The organism is Paenibacillus sp. FSL R5-0407, assembly GCF_038009185.1.
Taxonomy (GTDB): domain Bacteria; phylum Bacillota; class Bacilli; order Paenibacillales; family Paenibacillaceae; genus Fontibacillus; species Fontibacillus vini.
This window is the reverse complement of record NZ_JBBPAX010000001.1, coordinates 4,056,924-4,072,367: the sequence shown is the minus strand read 5'-3', so window position 1 is coordinate 4,072,367 and position 15,444 is coordinate 4,056,924. Positions and strand designations below refer to the sequence as shown.

15 protein-coding genes and 1 tRNA gene are annotated in these 15,444 nt (G+C 50.6%); 4 read left to right on the top strand and 12 right to left on the bottom strand.

Translation table 11 applies throughout. The features are described 5' to 3' along the window. Positions 1 to 7 precede the first annotated feature (7 nt). From NYE70_RS19285 to NYE70_RS19275, 3 genes are all read right to left on the bottom strand, one after another. On the bottom strand, positions 8 to 895 hold the full coding sequence (locus tag NYE70_RS19285; RefSeq protein WP_211025162.1) for a carbohydrate ABC transporter permease: 888 nt from the start codon (positions 893 to 895) through the stop codon (positions 8 to 10). 15 nt (positions 896 to 910) lie between these two features. Further along, positions 911 to 1,873 carry an ABC transporter permease gene (locus NYE70_RS19280; RefSeq protein ID WP_211025160.1) on the bottom strand — a complete coding sequence of 321 codons (963 nt, stop codon included), beginning with the start codon at positions 1,871 to 1,873 and terminating at the stop codon, positions 911 to 913. A gap of 111 nt (positions 1,874 to 1,984) precedes the next feature. Continuing rightward, the gene (locus NYE70_RS19275; protein WP_211025158.1) at positions 1,985 to 3,010 is read right to left on the bottom strand and encodes a LacI family DNA-binding transcriptional regulator; all 1,026 of its coding nucleotides are present in this window, start codon (positions 3,008 to 3,010) and stop codon (positions 1,985 to 1,987) included. Positions 3,011 to 3,233: 223 nt separating this feature from the next. On the opposite strand from NYE70_RS19275, the gene NYE70_RS19270 reads away from it, so the two are divergent. From NYE70_RS19270 to ade, 4 genes are all read left to right on the top strand, one after another. Further along, positions 3,234 to 3,308 (top strand) — tRNA-Arg (locus NYE70_RS19270). Between the two features lie 210 nt (positions 3,309 to 3,518). After that, positions 3,519 to 4,115, top strand: a complete 597-nt coding sequence (gene clpP, locus NYE70_RS19265; RefSeq protein WP_280520401.1) for an ATP-dependent Clp endopeptidase proteolytic subunit ClpP — start codon at positions 3,519 to 3,521, stop codon at positions 4,113 to 4,115. A 207-nt stretch (positions 4,116 to 4,322) separates the two neighbouring features. Then, a complete protein-coding gene (locus NYE70_RS19260; RefSeq protein ID WP_290407873.1) occupies positions 4,323 to 4,538 on the top strand; it encodes a hypothetical protein in 216 nt (71 codons plus the stop codon). A gap of 50 nt (positions 4,539 to 4,588) precedes the next feature. Further along, positions 4,589 to 6,388, top strand: coding sequence for an adenine deaminase (ade, locus tag NYE70_RS19255; RefSeq protein WP_341047446.1), 1,800 nt, complete (start codon positions 4,589 to 4,591; stop codon positions 6,386 to 6,388). Positions 6,389 to 6,454: 66 nt separating this feature from the next. Here ade and NYE70_RS19250 read toward each other — a convergent pair whose 3' ends face one another. The 9 genes from NYE70_RS19250 to NYE70_RS19215 all read right to left on the bottom strand — a co-directional run bounded on the left by NYE70_RS19250 (position 6,455) and on the right by NYE70_RS19215 (position 15,301). After that, positions 6,455 to 8,050, bottom strand: coding sequence for a discoidin domain-containing protein (locus tag NYE70_RS19250; RefSeq protein ID WP_341047444.1), 1,596 nt, complete (start codon positions 8,048 to 8,050; stop codon positions 6,455 to 6,457). A 44-nt stretch (positions 8,051 to 8,094) separates the two neighbouring features. Next, positions 8,095 to 8,280 (bottom strand): glycoside hydrolase family 38 N-terminal domain-containing protein, encoded by a 186-nt coding sequence (locus NYE70_RS26035; protein WP_354006024.1) that lies wholly within the window; start codon positions 8,278 to 8,280, stop codon positions 8,095 to 8,097. Between the two features lie 111 nt (positions 8,281 to 8,391). Next, positions 8,392 to 9,138 carry a Cof-type HAD-IIB family hydrolase gene (locus NYE70_RS19245; protein WP_341047442.1) on the bottom strand — a complete coding sequence of 249 codons (747 nt, stop codon included), beginning with the start codon at positions 9,136 to 9,138 and terminating at the stop codon, positions 8,392 to 8,394. Between the two features lie 12 nt (positions 9,139 to 9,150). Beyond that, a complete protein-coding gene (locus tag NYE70_RS19240) occupies positions 9,151 to 9,846 on the bottom strand; it encodes an MgtC/SapB family protein (RefSeq protein ID WP_341047441.1) in 696 nt (231 codons plus the stop codon). A 15-nt stretch (positions 9,847 to 9,861) separates the two neighbouring features. Then, positions 9,862 to 10,821: an MTP-1 family protein gene (locus NYE70_RS19235; protein ID WP_341047440.1), complete on the bottom strand. Its 960-nt coding sequence runs from the start codon at positions 10,819 to 10,821 to the stop codon at positions 9,862 to 9,864. 23 nt (positions 10,822 to 10,844) lie between these two features. Next, the gene (locus NYE70_RS19230) at positions 10,845 to 12,410 is read right to left on the bottom strand and encodes an extracellular solute-binding protein (protein WP_341047439.1); all 1,566 of its coding nucleotides are present in this window, start codon (positions 12,408 to 12,410) and stop codon (positions 10,845 to 10,847) included. Between the two features lie 58 nt (positions 12,411 to 12,468). Then, entirely contained in the window at positions 12,469 to 13,341 is an 873-nt protein-coding gene (locus NYE70_RS19225; RefSeq protein ID WP_290407869.1) for a carbohydrate ABC transporter permease, read from the bottom strand. Positions 13,342 to 13,392: 51 nt separating this feature from the next. After that, positions 13,393 to 14,328, bottom strand: coding sequence for an ABC transporter permease (locus NYE70_RS19220; protein WP_341047438.1), 936 nt, complete (start codon positions 14,326 to 14,328; stop codon positions 13,393 to 13,395). A gap of 160 nt (positions 14,329 to 14,488) precedes the next feature. After that, a complete protein-coding gene (locus tag NYE70_RS19215) occupies positions 14,489 to 15,301 on the bottom strand; it encodes an endonuclease/exonuclease/phosphatase family protein (RefSeq protein WP_290407867.1) in 813 nt (270 codons plus the stop codon). Between the last annotated feature and the right edge of the window lie 143 nt (positions 15,302 to 15,444).

Below are 15,444 nucleotides of genomic sequence, written 5' to 3'. Positions count from 1 at the left end.
CTTATCTCTACTCCTTCACCGCCCCCAGCATCATGCCCGAGATAAAGTACCTTTGCAAAATTGGATACATCACAACAATCGGCAAGGTTGTAATGACGATCGTTGCTAGTTGAACCCCTTTCGTCGTCGTTTCGATGACGACCGATCCCCCGATATTCTGCATCGACTGCGTCTGGGACTGAACGATAATCTCATACAGCTTCATCTGCAGCGGATAGAGGGCCTGATCGGTAATGTACAGCTTGGTCGTCATGAAATCGTTCCATTGTCCGACCCCGTTAAACAAGGCGATCGTCGCCATGGCCGGCATCGACAGCGGAATAAATATTTTCAGGAAAATGCGCCAGTCTCCGGCCCCGTCGATCTTGGCCGACTCTTCCAGCGAATCCGGGACATTTCGGAAGAAATTCATCAGGATGACCACATCGTAGTAACTGAACAGCGCAGGGATGATATACACCCAGAAGCTGTTGAGCAGCCCCAGCGATTTAATCAGCAAGTAGGTCGGAATCATACCGCCCGAGAAAAACATGGTGATCACGCCCATCGCCACATAGAGCTTGCGGCCGCGGACATATTTTTTGCTCAGACCGTAACCGATCATGGCGCAGAAGAAAACGTGCGTAATGACGCCGAGAAATGTTTTTGAGATCGAAATAAAGAAGGATTGCCAGATGCTCGTATCCCGAAAAACAGCCTGGTAGTTCTCCAATGAAAACTCCTTCGGCCAGAAGACGAAGCCCCCCTCAGCCAGCGATTTGCCGGAACTGAAGGATGAAACGATGACGTTCCAAAGCGGTACCACGATGATGATCGTAAAAATACTTAGTAAAATCAGATTTATCGCATCAAAGACCCGGCTATCGAGATCTTGTTTAGCCACCGTTCTGCTCACTCGGATGCCCCCTTACTAAAGCACGGATTGATTATCGTTCAATTTGCTGGTGACCTTGTTTGCCGTGACTAACAGAATGACGGACACAATCGAGACACCCAGGCCGACCGCCGTAGCGTAGGAAAAGTCGCCTTGCGTCATCCCCATGCGGTAGACGTAGGAGTTAATGACTTCCGCTCGGGCCCGGTTCTGCGAGTTCATCAGCACCAGCGTTTGATCCAGGTTGGAGCCGAGCAAGCCGCTGATCGTCAGAATCAGGTTCAAGCTGATGATCATTTTCATGTTCGGAATGGTGATGTTCCAGATTTGCCGCAGCCGGCTGGCTCCGTCAATCTTGGCCGCCTCGTAGTAGGTCGGGTCGATCTTCGACATAATCGCCAGATACAGAATGGTTCCCCAGCCCGCTTCCTTCCAGATGTCGGACAACGTGGCGATCCACCAGTACTTGCCGGCATCCAGCATAATATTGTGAGGTTGAGAGATCACGCCGAGATCCAGGAGCAGCTGATTGAACATCCCTGTCGTTGAGAACCAGGTAATCAGCATCCCGCCGAGCACGATCCAAGACAGAAAGTGCGGCAGATAGGAAACCGTCTGAACGATCTTTTTGAATCGGGTATGACCGACTTCAAAGATCATGATCGCCAGCACAATCGGAATGACGAAACCGATCAACAGCTTCAGAAAGCTGATCCCCAGTGTATTGACGACCGAATCCCAGAAATATTTGTCGGACAGAATGATTTTGAAATTTTCCAGTCCCACCCACGGGGCCGTGTCCAACGTATCGATGACCGTGTAGTTTTTAAAAGCGATCGTCAGTCCATAAATCGGAATGTAACAAAAAATAATCATAAAAATGACGCCAGGCAAAATCATTGACTGCAGTTCCCATTGTCTCCCGTAGTCGACCATAAAGTCTCTAATCCTTTGCCCCATGGGCTTTCTCTGCTCCAAATGCGCGTCTGATTTGGCCATCCCTTGGTCCCCCTTTTGGCTTCCATGCAATAAAAACGTTTTTATTTTCACATATAAAAATCTATCCCTGGCCCCGCCAAATTTTCGCGGATTCTTCAGAATACAGCCTTCTTACTCTTGGCCAAGGTCGTTTCTTTGGATTTTCACTTGGCTTGATCCTCTGACAACCAGTTCTCCCGCCAACTTCTGCTTCTTGCCCTGCTCCTTCTTCTGAATCATGCGTACCAAATGGTCGATGGCGAGCACGCCCTGCCTGGCGATCTGGTTCCTTACCGTTGTTAATGGAGGCGTGAAGTATTGGGCGATATCGATATCGTCAAACCCGACCACGCTGATGTCTGCAGGAACGTCGAATCCATGGGATTTCAGCGCGCGAATACAACCGATCGCACTCAAGTCGTTCCCCGCCAGGAACGCATCCGGCAATTTGTCCGGGTGCATATGAAGAAATGATTTTACCGCGTTGTAGGTGCCTTCTTCCTCAAAATAACCTTGGAGCACATAATCTTCATCCACGAGTAACTGATGCTCCCGCAAGGCCTCCAAGTAACCGTCCCTCCGCTGCACGCTGTCGAACATCGTGTCCACGCCGGAGATATAAGCGATTTTCTTGTGTCCGAGACTGATCAAGTATTTGGTTGCTTCGTAACCGGCCACGAAGGAATCGAAAATCACGCTGCCCATCGTTTCATTCTCCAGAAACCGATCCAGAAACACGGCCTTGATCTTTTCCTTCATCATCATGCTGACGTCTTCATCATCGATACGCAATTCCTCATAAATAATGACGCCGTCGACCCGCCGGCCCAAAATATTGCTCATTATGACCTGTTTGTCGCGGGTTACAAATACGTTCAGCCCATAGCCGAGCCGGTCGCATTCGCGGGCCATCGATTCAACCAGCGTATAGAAGTAGGGACCCGATACGCTGGTTGTAAAGAAGCCCAGCATTTTCGTTTTGCCTGTTTTAAGCTGCTTGCCGTTCAAATTCGGAACATAATTCATTCGTTTCGCCACGTTTAGCACATGCGATTTGGTCTCGGGGTTCAAAACATCGACATTGTTTAACGCATTGGAAACTGTCGAGATCGATACACCCGCCTCTCGAGCCACATCCTTGATGGTAACCTTACCCATATCCAATCTTCCTTTTTATAAAAACGTTTTTATAATTCTAAATTAGCATAGAAGCGCTTTCATGACAATGCCTATTTTACAAAAATAGTTCTCGTCTACCACTCTCGCCCGTTCTCCATATGTTCCCTTGAAACTATTTTAGAGAACTTGCTTGCTTTTTAAACTCGTATGTCATATAATCATTTTTGCTACGCTAAATGGATGTAACTAATTCATACAACTTGCGCCCGTGGTCCAATGGATATGACGTAGGCCTCCGGAGCCTGAGATCGAGGTTCGATTCCTCGCGGGCGCGCCATTATACTTATCAGCAGATTGCTGGATATCATATGTTTTACCCACTAACCCTTATGCACGGGTTTTTTTATTACACAGAGTTTGACTTTCTTTGACTTTCTGTTTTAAATTGTTTATTATGAGGTTAATATTCATCGATTCCGTCAATTCTGAAATTGATTGAACCGATTTCGTTCACATGGTTGATCCAACTAATAAGGAGGTTTTATCGGTGAGTTATATTCCTATGGTCGTTGAACAAAGTAACCGCGGTGAGCGCGCTTATGACATTTACTCCAGACTGCTGAAGGACCGCATCATTTTCCTGGGTTCTCAGGTGAATGACGTCGTCGCAAATGCGATTATTGCGCAAATGCTGTTTCTGGACGCGGAAGAACCGGGCAAAGACATCCATCTCTACATTAACAGCCCTGGCGGTTCCATTACAGCCGGGATGGCCATTTTCGATACGATGCAGTTCATTAAGTCCGACGTCTCCACCATTTGCGTGGGTCTCGCGGCTTCCATGGGCGCTTTCCTGCTGAATGCCGGCGCCGAAGGCAAACGCTACGCGCTGCCGAACAGCGAGATCATGATTCACCAGCCGCTCGGTGGAGCCGAAGGCCAGGCTACCGATATCGAAATCCGGGCACGCCGCATTCTGAAGATGCGCGACAAGCTGAACAAGATCTTGGCCGAACGCACTGGCCAGCCGCTGGACCGGATCGAGAAGGATACGGACCGTGACTACTTCATGAGCGCGGCCGAAGCTAAAGAATACGGCCTGATCGATCGCGTCATCGAAAAAGTTACGCCACAAGGCGTATAACTGTATTTAACTTCATACGTTAATAAAGCCAAGGACCGTCCCAGAAGTGTATATCACGCTCGCGGGGCGGTCCTTTGTATAATTTCAATGGCTCGGCACGATAACTGGAAAACCTACAGTTAATTCCCATCAGTTCAAGCTTTTTTGGATATTAAATGTAAAACCTGTAGTTAATCCTTCTTTACGGACTTCCAAAGTGGTTAGATAGTGAAAATAGCTGGAGGTTTTCCAGATATTTTCGAAAATCGGGGGCAGACTGGCAAATTAGCTGGAGAAATTACAGTTAATCTACTTTCCTTGAGGGACCCGGCAGGCAGTGCCGGGCTTCTTTTTATTTTCGGTAAACGATATTATGGCGTGATTACCCTTTTCATGCGCATCGTCACTTTGCCGGGTTGCCTTGCATTTTCGCCGATTCGGTGAAAAAATATGAGCAGAGAAGTTAGCCACCCACCAACTAAGGAGTGAACAAGATGAGCCATACCCACGATGAACAATGGACCGAGGTTCGCCGGACGCTTGCCCAAGTGGCCACCGGAACAAAGAAGGCCGATCTGGTCGTTAAAAACGGTACCCTCGTCAACGTATACACCGGACAGCTTCAGGCTCATACCGACGTGGCTGTCGCCGCAGGGCGGATCGCTTATGTCGGCGATGCCAGCCATACGATCGGCCAAGATACGGTCGTACTGGACGCGAAGGGACGGTTTATCGCCCCGGGTCTACTGGACGGGCATATGCATGTCGAGAGCACGATGCTCTCGGTCACCGAGTTCGCCAAAGCCGCATTGGCGAAGGGCACCACCGGCATTTTCATGGACCCTCATGAAATCGCCAATGTGTTTGGAGCCGACGGCGTACGCTGGATGCACGAAGAGGGGCGTGCTTTGCCGCTGAAGGTATACACAACCTTCCCTTCGTGCGTGCCCGCCACGGACAATCTCGAGGACGCCGGAGCCGAGCTGAACGTCGCCGATATCGAGGACGGAATGACCTGGGAAGGCGTCGAGGGTCTCGGCGAAGTGATGAACTTCCCGGGCGTCGTGTACGGCGACCCCAAAATGACCGGCGAGATCGCCGCGACATGCCGGGCAGGCAAGGCGGTCACCGGGCATTTCCCGAGCGAGGACGAGCCGATGCTGCAAGCGTACATCGCCTCAGGGGTTACGTCCTGCCATGAGACGGTCACACGGGAGCAAGGACTGCTGAAGCTTCAGCTAGGCATGCATCTCATGATCCGCGAGGGCTCCGCCTGGCATGATGTGAAGGAAGTGATCAAGGTCGTGACGGAAGATCACGTGCATCCGGGCAACATCATGCTGGTTACGGACGACGTTTACCCGCAGACCCTGATCGAGAAGGGTCATATGAACCACGTCGTCCGCCGGGCCATCGAGGAAGGCGTCGAGCCGGTCACCGCCATCCAGATGGGCTCGATCAACACGGCCCGCTATTTCCGGGTCGACGGTGAAGTCGGCGGCATCGCGCCGGGCAAATGCGCCGATCTGCTGCTGATCGACAGCCTGAAGGACATGGAGCCGTCCACCGTCATCACGGACGGCAACGTGGTGTTTGACGGCGGCGCGCTGCAAATGGCCTTCCCGGCCTATGCTTATCCGGAAGCCGCACGGCAGTCGGTGCATTTGGCACGGCCGCTGGAGACACGCGACTTCGCGCTGGCGAGCAGCCGTAAGGACGGGGCCGCCGAAACGGAAGTGAACGTCATCCGCGCGATCGAGAACAGCGCACGGACCGCACGCGGCACTGCACGCCTCCCCGTGAAGGACGGCTTTATTCAGTCAAGCCTGGAGCAGGACGTCATTACGCTGGCCTGTATCGACCGCCATCACGGTACCGGGCAGATTTCGCTCGCCTTCGCGCAGGGCTTCGGACTGGAGCGGGGCGCGGTGGCATCGACCGTAGCGCACGACAGCCATAACCTCCTGGTCATGGGCACCAATCCGGAGGATATGGCCTTCGCCGCCAATGAATTGGCTAAACTCGGCGGCGGCATGATCGCCGTTCTGGACGGACAGATCCTAGCCTCCGTGTCGATGGTTATCGCCGGATTGATGTCCGATCAGCCGCTGGAGATCGTTGTAAAGGAAGTCCAGGCGCTGGAGCAAGCGTGGAAGACGCTGGGCTGCGAGCTGAACGCGCCATTTATGACGTTCTCGCTGATCGCCCTGCCGGTGATCCCCGAGCTGCGCATCACCAACCGCGGCTTGGCGGACGTCGACAAGTTCGAGCTGATCCCTGTAGAGATCGGATAATTAAGCTTCATTAATATAGGGGCGTCCCTTGGTCAGCTATGATGACCAGGTGACGCCCCTTCATTTTTAATAAATCTTGATGGAAGATGTAATGTCGCTCCAGCCTTCCGGCGTCAGGGACGAGTCGTCCACCGTGCGAACCTGCTTGTTCCCGAGGAAATGATCATGCTCATAGAGCTCTACCGTAGCTCCTCCAAATACCCGAAGCGAAGTGATATCGTCGTTCTGAATTCCCGCTTGGCGCAGTTGGTCCAGCGTGTAAGAGCCCGGAGCCAGCGTGACCGCATACCCGCCATAGCTTCCGTCCTTGTAGAAGACAGCTCCCTTCTTCAAGCCGTAAGCCTCCAGCTCATAAATGCGTGCAGCGGTATCCGTCGAAAGGTTCCCCGCATCCGTAATGTAGACCCTGATATACCGCCCGAAGGTATTGACCTCATGGAGCGTAATATCCTTGGTGTTCCCGGATACGGCAGAAACATCGGTCCAGCTTGTGCCGTTGTCGCTGACCTGAATCACAAAGTTCCTCGTATTGATCTTCCGGTTCTCCCCTCCTGCACCCGCATGCTTCACGACGAACCGATACAGGTTATGGCGCTCGCCCAGATCAATCCGTAGCCAGTGCGGTTCAGCGCCGGTAGCGCACCACTTGCTGTTACTCAGAACGGTCCCGTCAATCGCCTTGCCAGGTGGCTCTGCCTGCACATACCCGTCGGCCGTTGCCGTTCCTTGCCTCGCAACGTTCACGTATCCCCCTGCCAAGGCTTTGCCCGTCACAGGAATGTCGACCACGGCTTGAACAGGGTAATGATCCGACGGATACAGGCCATTCTCATTGTAGCGGTTGATCTCAATCGATTGAATGGCCGACGCTCCGCGATGGAAAATCCAATCGATATGGTGCCCTGATATGTTGCCGTTATAATTGCTGACCGTCGATGCATTGACCAGCGACTGTCCCTTTTGAAGCCACATATCATTGAAAGCCGATTGTTCCAAAGTGGTGAAGGCAGCCTCTGTCTCCGGCGCATTGAAATCCCCTCCGATGAAGACCGGCGTATCTGCGGAAGGAACGATCTCCGCTACCCGGTCCAGAATCAATTGGGAGGATAACGTCCGACTGGCGGCATCCAAGGAATAGTGAGTGTTGAAATAGTAGAACACGGTGCGGGAATTGTCCTTGGCCTGGAATTTGGCCCAGGTGCAGATCCGAGGCCACTTATCAGCTTCGGAGTATCGGCTTCCCTCGACCTCCGGCGTTTGGCTAAGCCAGAATTGCCCTGCTTCAATGACATTGAATTTGTCTGTCCGGTATACGATATTAGAATATTCGTCAGACTTGTTGCCTTGCCGCGAAGTACCCACGGACTCATAAGTGCCGTTCAAATGGCTGATAAAATAATCAATCTGGACGGCGTATGCTTCCTGCATACCGATAATATCAGGGCTGAACGTATCGATGGCCCGGACGGCCCGTTCCTTCCGGTTATCCCAGGAATTGATCGTACCGTTGTCTCCGTTAAGGTTCCGTACATTAAACGTCATCAACTTCAGCCTTGCGGTCTCTGCATCGGCCGCAACCTTCGGGGCCTGATCCGTCCATCCGCCAAGCCCTCCGATCCCAATAGCGAAAATAAGCATAACCATCCAAACCGTTCTTTTCATCATCTTCCTCCTCGTAATCGTGATTACAAAAAAGGGATTGCTATTTAAAATAAGCTCTTATGAAAAGTTTTGATTTCATAGGGTGCCAATGATATTTCAATTTCCAGCCACATCGCACCGGTCGGTTCCCAGTTGCCAGACTTGACGCGATCTTTGATTGTTCCATAAAGTTCCCGGAAATCGTCCTTTAAATATGCGTACAATTGAAGGTGGGACTGCAAAAAATACATATTCGGGAAAACGCTCAATCAACGAGAGGGCCGTTGCGAAGGAACGGCCGCTAATTTCCGTTCCAAAAATTTTACGTTTGTACACCTCTTCCTCCGCCCAACCGTCGGAAGCTACTCTCCTAAAATCATGCGGATCGCTTGAGCAACTCCATCCTCATTGTTCGTCCCGGTCACGGTGTCCGCAGCCAGCTTTACCGCTTCCTGTGCATTGCCCATGGCGATTCCGAGTCCTGCGGCAGTAATCATCTCCAGATCATTCAAGCTGTCTCCGCAAGCGGCGACCTCCTCCATCCGGATATCCAGGAGTCTGCAGACCTCCCGGAGCCCGCTGGCCTTGTTGATGCCACGAGGATTAATCTCCAGATTGCGGGGGCTTGAATTGGTAACTTCAAAATGACCCAACTCCTCTACGCGCGCGCGGAGTGCTTGCAGCAGCACCGGCTCATCGCAATGAATGCCGAATTTGAGCCAAGGATCGCTATTCGGACGCTCCAGCTCATCTGGCCAATTCTCCGAGGTGAACACATGATCCACGGTATAGGCCCAGTAACGGCAGCCTTGATCCTTGGCGATGGCATGCAGTTCTTTCATCCACTCATCGGTCAGGATGTGCCGCACCAGCAGCGAACCCGGAGAGGTCCAGACCTCACTCCCGTTTACCGAGACGAGCGGCGACTCCAATCCGAGCTGTTTCACATAACGCTCGATGCTTTGAACTTCCCGACCTGTGGCGAACATTACAACAATACCGCTGTCTATAGCCCGGTGTATCCACTCGCAGGTATTCTTGGATATTTCAAGCTCCCGGTTAAGCAGCGTTCCATCCATATCCAGCGCGAGCAGCTTGTATTTTGACACTACATTCGCTCCCTACATTTTGATCTCCATATGTGTAATTTGAGAATCGCTCTTGGCGGCAAGCGCCGACAATTGCTTCCTCAAATCAGGGGCCTTGTTGGATAATACGAAATGAATACGCACTGCGCCTTCATCAAGCATATCCATCTTGAACGACTTCACCCGTATTCCTTCATCCCGAAAATAGTTCAGAAACATCCCGGGATCACCGTCGCGGTCAACCGTGACGGTGTAGGATGTCGTTTTACTTGACGGGAGGAGCCACTGCTCCACCCGCTGCAATACGAATAAGCTGATGAGTACACATATAAAGGTAAGTATGGCTCCGAAATAAAAGCCGGCACCGATACTGATCCCCATGGCGGCGACAACCCATAAAGAAGCCGCCGTCGTAAGCCCTGATATTTTATTGCCATTTCGAAGAATCGTACCTGCCCCAAGGAATCCGATACCGCTGATAATTTGAGCCGTTAATCGCGCAGGGTCCATACGCACATTCGGTTCATTGGCGAACTGACCGAAACCGTATGTCGAAATTAATGTAATCAGGGTCGAGCCGAGGCAGACCAGAATGTGCGTGCGGAATCCCGCATGATGCTGACCGCGCTCCCGCTCCAGACCGACTACACCGCCAACGAACAGAGAGATGCCGATTCGGATGGCAATCTCCAAGTTGTCAATGTGCCATATTGCGGGATTCGCAGTCATTTCCATCTTCCTCCTTTAGACAAGACGTCCATGTCCTTCAAACGGATAGTCGATTGCAATACGTCCTGCCTGGGTATCGCCAATGCCGCTGTACAGATCGGCCTTACCGTCCGGACGCATCACGATGCCCGAAGTAAAGGCGCAATCCACCAAATGAGGCGTCTTGGCAGGACCAGCCGGGTAACAAGGCCGGCTGCCGATCAGATGAAGATCTGTCGACTCACGCGTCGCAGGATCAAAGACGAAGGACATGTTCAGGTATACCTTCACCTCGCCCCCGTTCTCATCCTTATCCCGGTAGCAGATATGTCCGATGACGCCGATTTTACCGCTGTCGAGCAGATAAGCCTGGTTGACGCCGCCCCATTCGCCTTCGCCAAAAATGCCGTGGATGTATGGAGCGTTCTCAATAACATCCGCAGTCAGCTCCTCCAGACGATTGATGACTGTGAAGCCGATCATCGATTCACTGCCATACTTACCTCTCGTCTCCGCCCCACGAGGACGCGAGAAAACACCAATCTTGCCGTCCGCGAGCTGAACGAGACGGATATCCTTCATCTTGTTGGGGCCGCTTGTGAAGTAGTACAGATTGTGAAGATCGGTTCCGCGGAAAAAATATCCAAAGTACGTACTCACTCTTCCACCTTGATAGTGAACATGCGTACCGCCCATCACAAGCTCATCGCCGATCTCGCTGATATACGGATCTTCCAGGGTATAGATCATGCCGTTCTCTACCAGCGTCCACTCATCCTGTCCCGTCTCTTCGAACAGGCGGACCCAGGAGCGTGCCCATTCTTCGCGGCGTTCTACCCGTCCGAACAGATACCGCCTTCCGTCCCGCTCAAAAGGGATTGAAATGTTATAAACATCGAAGCCGTCTACGCCATTAAATTTCAAAGTTGCGCTCTCATAAATCTTCTTCTTCGCTTCAAATTCGATTCGTTGCTGCAATAAGTTCAATTCGTCCACTCCTATTCATTTTTTAAACTCTTTTATTTCTGGGAAGCCTGATATTCCTGGAACTGATGTTGATATTCTGTAACGACCTTATCCAGACCCGCCTTCTTCATCTTTTCAAGCGCTGTAGGGAAGACCTTGTCATAATCCTGAACGCCCATGTAGATCGGGGTAATGCTTGCCGCTGCTTCCGACATGATATTGGTGTATTCGGCTCTTACATCGGTAGGGTCGAATACAAAGTTCGCCGCAACACTGTTCACCGCATTCAAGTTAGGCTCGAACAAAACCTTGTTGTTATCCGGGATGCTGTTCTCCAGGTCAAACCGCATGAGATTTACATTACCGTTTTGCGAGTCAGAGCCTTTATATCCCGGCTTGTTATTGTTATTCGGATCGTTGATCGCTTTAAAGCCCTTGTCCCCGTCCTTGGTATAATGCTTGCCCTCAATGCCGTATTGAACCAGGTCATAGTTCTCTTGGCTGGCCAGCATCCAGTCCATGAATTTCACAGCTGCCTCAGGGTGCTTGCTGTTAACCGGAACCGCATTGCCGTTCTTAAAGGTAAGGGGACGCAAGTATTCCTTCTCGGGATTGAACCATACGACACCGATATCATCGACTTTAGCTTCCGGATTGTTCTTCTGCAGTGAGCCCAGATTGCCGCCGGTTCCAAAGTTTACGAACCATTCACCGCTATCTAACTGTGCTTTCACCTGCTCCTGCTTCATGACCAGGATATCCGGGTTAGTAATACCTTTGGTATACATTTCGCGCATGAAAGCCGCATCTTTCTTGAACTCTTCGGTCTCGATCCAGGACTTGACTTCACCATTCTGATTCACGTAGAAGAACTTATCCTTCACTGTGAACGGGAACGTGTCATAGGTCCGGTGCAGAATGGAAGTATGCAGCGAAACCGGATCGAAGTCGGCACGGGTGCTATAATACGGCTTGTTGCTGCCCTTCCAGTTCTTCATGACGACTTCCCAAGCGCTGATCAGCTCTGCTGGAGTCTTCGGCTCCTCCAGATTATTCTGGCGGAGTACGTCACGGCGGATGTTAAACTCGCCTTCACTCGCCATTTCTACCCAGTAAGATGGGACCGCATAGTACTTGCCGTCAATTTTGGCCCCGTCGAAAATATCGTCCGGAATGTACTTCTTCAAATTCGCTCCGTACTTGTCAATCGCATCGGTGATATCGGCCAATGCGCCGCGATTATAGTAACTGGAGAATGGCGTGCGGTCCTGCATGATGTGGAACAGGTCGAAGTCTTCACCGGTAGATAACATCAGGTTCAGTTTCTGATCCCACGCATCGCTCGGAATGAAGATTTTTTCTACCTCAACACCCACCCCGTCTGCAGCCAGCTTCTCGTTCACTTTCTGGAACACTTCTTTGTAGTCTTTTTGTTCGGTACCAGGAACGACGTATTTGATTTTGACCGTTTCGACAGGCTTATCGGTATTCTCCGATTTTGCGTCAGGCGTGTTGCCCCCTTTATTGCCGACCTTGGCCGATTCCTTGCCACCGCTACATCCAATTAATGTAGAAAGGACGAGAACCGTAGCTAATAGTAATGCATAATGCTTTTTCATAAAAAATAGCGACCTCCTCATATAGAGCTTTATTTATATAAACCCCGAAGGGATTATATCAACCTTTAACCGATCCGATAACCAGTCCTTTGACAAAGTACTTCTGCAAGTAGGGATACAGGAAGATAATTGGCCCGATCGTCACGATTGCCGTCGCCATCTTGACGGATTCAGTCGGCAGCGTCATATCGCTGGCTCCGGCGAGCATCGTCATCTCGTTCAGCATGCTGATTTCCGACTTCAACTGCAGGAGCATAAATTGCAACGGGTATAAATCCTTGGTATCAATCAGCATGATCGCATTCCACCAGTTATTCCAGTAATCCAATCCGTAGAAGAGCGCAATCGTCGCCAGGACGGGCTTGCAGAGCGGCAGATAGATACGGAAGGCAATCGTAATATCGTTGGCCCCGTCAATGGTCGCCGATTCACGCAGCGAGTCGGGCACCCCTTCCATGAAGTTCCTCACCAGAAAGAGGTTGAACGGACTGAACAGTAATGATGGAATAATGAGTGCGAGAATATTATTGGTCAATCCGAGCGACCGGTTCATCAAATACCAGGGTACAACCCCAGCGGTGAAAATCATGGTAATGAAGAAATAGAGCGCCAGCAGATTACGGTTTTTCACATTTTTATTCGCCAACGTATAACCCGCCATCGAGGTTACCAGAATCGCCAGAATTGTGCCGACGAGCGTGACTAAGATCGAAATCCCATAACTCTGTATCACCTGAGAGCCGCCTGTGAAGATTAACTTATAGGCATGCAGGGAAAACTTCTCCGGGAAAAGACTATATCCGTTCTTTAAAATGGCATCCTCATCCGTGATTGAGATCATCAGCACCAGTAGCATCGGAATCAGACAAAGTGCCGAATATATTGTAACCAGGGTGTACATGACCGTCTTGCTAAGGGAAAACCTCTTCATTTCTATTCCTCCTAAAACCTTCCTTTGGCTGGCTGTTGCCGGAACCGTATTCTAATACAAAGCCCCGTCCTTGAAATATTTGCGGGTAATGGCATTTGTTCCGAAGACGAGAATGAACCCGACGACGGACTGGAACATCCCGACGGCCATCGCTTCGGAAGGGTCGCCGATCTGCCTTAAGGAACGGAATACATACGTATCGATGATATCCGTTGTTGAATACAGGGTCCCGTTGTCGCCAATCAGGGCATAGATCATGCCGAAATCCCCATACATGATCTTACCGATGGAGAGCAGCGTCAGGATGATCACCGTTGGCATCATCAGCGGAATCGTGATGCGCAGGCACATCTGCCACCGGTTTGCCCCGTCAATCTCGGCCGCTTCATACAAAGTCTCGTCGATCCCTGTAATCGTAGCCAGATAAATAACGGCGCTCATCCCCGCTCCCTTCCATACATGCATCATGGTGAGAATAGCCGGCCATACCTTCGCTTCGGTATACCAATTAATCGAGGAGATTCCGAACTGATTTAATATTTTGTTCACGATCCCCATATCCATGGAGAAAAAGGCATACAGCACATAGCTGATGACGATCCAGGAAATAAAGTTCGGAAACAACATGACCGATTGGCTGATCTTGACGAACAGCTTCTTGCGCAACTCGTTCAGCACGAGTGAAATGACAAGCGCCATCAGTGTACCGAAAGCAATAAAGAGCAAATTCAGGAATATCGTATTGAAGGTGATCGTAAAGGCTTTATTCGAGCGAAAGAAAAACTCGAAATTCTTCAACCCCACCCATTCGCTGTGAAATATCCCTTTTGTATAGTTGAACCGTTGAAAAGCAATGATCATATACGGATACGTCATATACCCGAAGATAAAGGTGTAGACCATCGCAGGCAGAACCAGCAGATAAGACGTCCCGTTTCTTCGAATATCGGAGAACCCCCCGAATCCCCGTCGCTGTTTCTTTTCCAATTTCTTATCCTCCCATGCATTTAACATTTCTTGTCTTGGGCGTCGCCTGATTTAAACTCTATCCCACTACCTGAACGATGCCTATTTTAAATACCGGTTTTGGCTTCTACGATCCGGCTAAAGGGCTTTTAAAATTGCAATCCCGGTTTCAATAACCGGCTTAGTCCGGGATTTCCACGGTTAACTGGACCGGGAAGTGATCGGAGGGATAACGTCCGTTCTCGTGATAATCGTTGATTTCAATCGCCTGCAAGGCCGTACAATTCCGCTGAAAGATCCAATCGATATGTTCCAGATTCCGGGTGCTTTCAAAATTGTTATAAGTGCCGTCATGGATATAGCTGTGTCCCAAGGCTGCCCAAGTATCTTGAAGGTTCGCTTCCTCGATTCGTTTAAAAAGGCTGCTGGTCTCTTCCATATTGAAGTCCCCTCCAAGAAAAAGAGGAATCTCTGGGTCATCTACATATCTTTGAATCCGATCCAACACGATATTAATGCCTTGAGACCGGGCCTCCTCTGTCAATCCCAAATGCGTATTGAAATAATAGAATGCGGCCTCCCCTTCATTAAGCATTCGGAATTTCGCCCAAGTACAAATTCTTGGATATTTTGTCTCGTGCTTGCTGAGGCTGCCCGGCAAATCCGGGGCGTCACTAAGCCAGAATTGACCCCAATCCACTATCCGTAACTTATCTGAGCGATACAGGATATTGTTGTACTCATCTTCTGTATTGCCATAGCGGGAGATACCGACCGATCCATATGGAACTGGAAGCCCCTCCAGGATATCTTGAATCTGGTCTCTGTACCCTTCCTGCATTCCCAGAAGATCGGGGCCGAACGATTCAATGGCTCGAATCACGAGGGACCGTCGGTTCACCCAGGCAATATCACCCGTTCCTGACCGGTTCCTAATATTGAAGGTCATTATTTTTAATTGCTGTGAAGCTGCTTCTGATTTTTCTGTATCCATCTACTCCACGCTCCTTCTACACAACATCTCTCCGCCGCTTCACTTCGGCAGACGATGCTTACTTTTAGCGTAGCCAGCGTGACTTGCTGTTGTCTATTTTGAAATCCGGAGAACCCTTCCACAATGTGGCGCCCGGCTTCCAA

Excerpts from the sequence above, each read along its gene's own strand:
- NYE70_RS19280 (WP_211025160.1), bottom strand. The coding sequence starts at position 1,873 with ATGGCCAAATCAGACGCGCATTTGGAGCAGAGAAAGCCCATGGGGCAA.
- NYE70_RS19275 (WP_211025158.1), bottom strand. The coding sequence starts at position 3,010 with ATGGGTAAGGTTACCATCAAGGATGTGGCTCGAGAGGCGGGTGTATCG.
- ade (WP_341047446.1), top strand. The coding sequence starts at position 4,589 with ATGAGCCATACCCACGATGAACAATGGACCGAGGTTCGCCGGACGCTT.
- NYE70_RS19250 (WP_341047444.1), bottom strand. The coding sequence starts at position 8,050 with ATGAAAAGAACGGTTTGGATGGTTATGCTTATTTTCGCTATTGGGATC.
- NYE70_RS26035 (WP_354006024.1), bottom strand. The coding sequence starts at position 8,280 with ATGTATTTTTTGCAGTCCCACCTTCAATTGTACGCATATTTAAAGGAC.
- NYE70_RS19240 (WP_341047441.1), bottom strand. The coding sequence starts at position 9,846 with ATGACTGCGAATCCCGCAATATGGCACATTGACAACTTGGAGATTGCC.
- NYE70_RS19230 (WP_341047439.1), bottom strand. The coding sequence starts at position 12,410 with ATGAAAAAGCATTATGCATTACTATTAGCTACGGTTCTCGTCCTTTCT.
- NYE70_RS19225 (WP_290407869.1), bottom strand. The coding sequence starts at position 13,341 with ATGAAGAGGTTTTCCCTTAGCAAGACGGTCATGTACACCCTGGTTACA.
- NYE70_RS19215 (WP_290407867.1), bottom strand. The coding sequence starts at position 15,301 with ATGGATACAGAAAAATCAGAAGCAGCTTCACAGCAATTAAAAATAATG.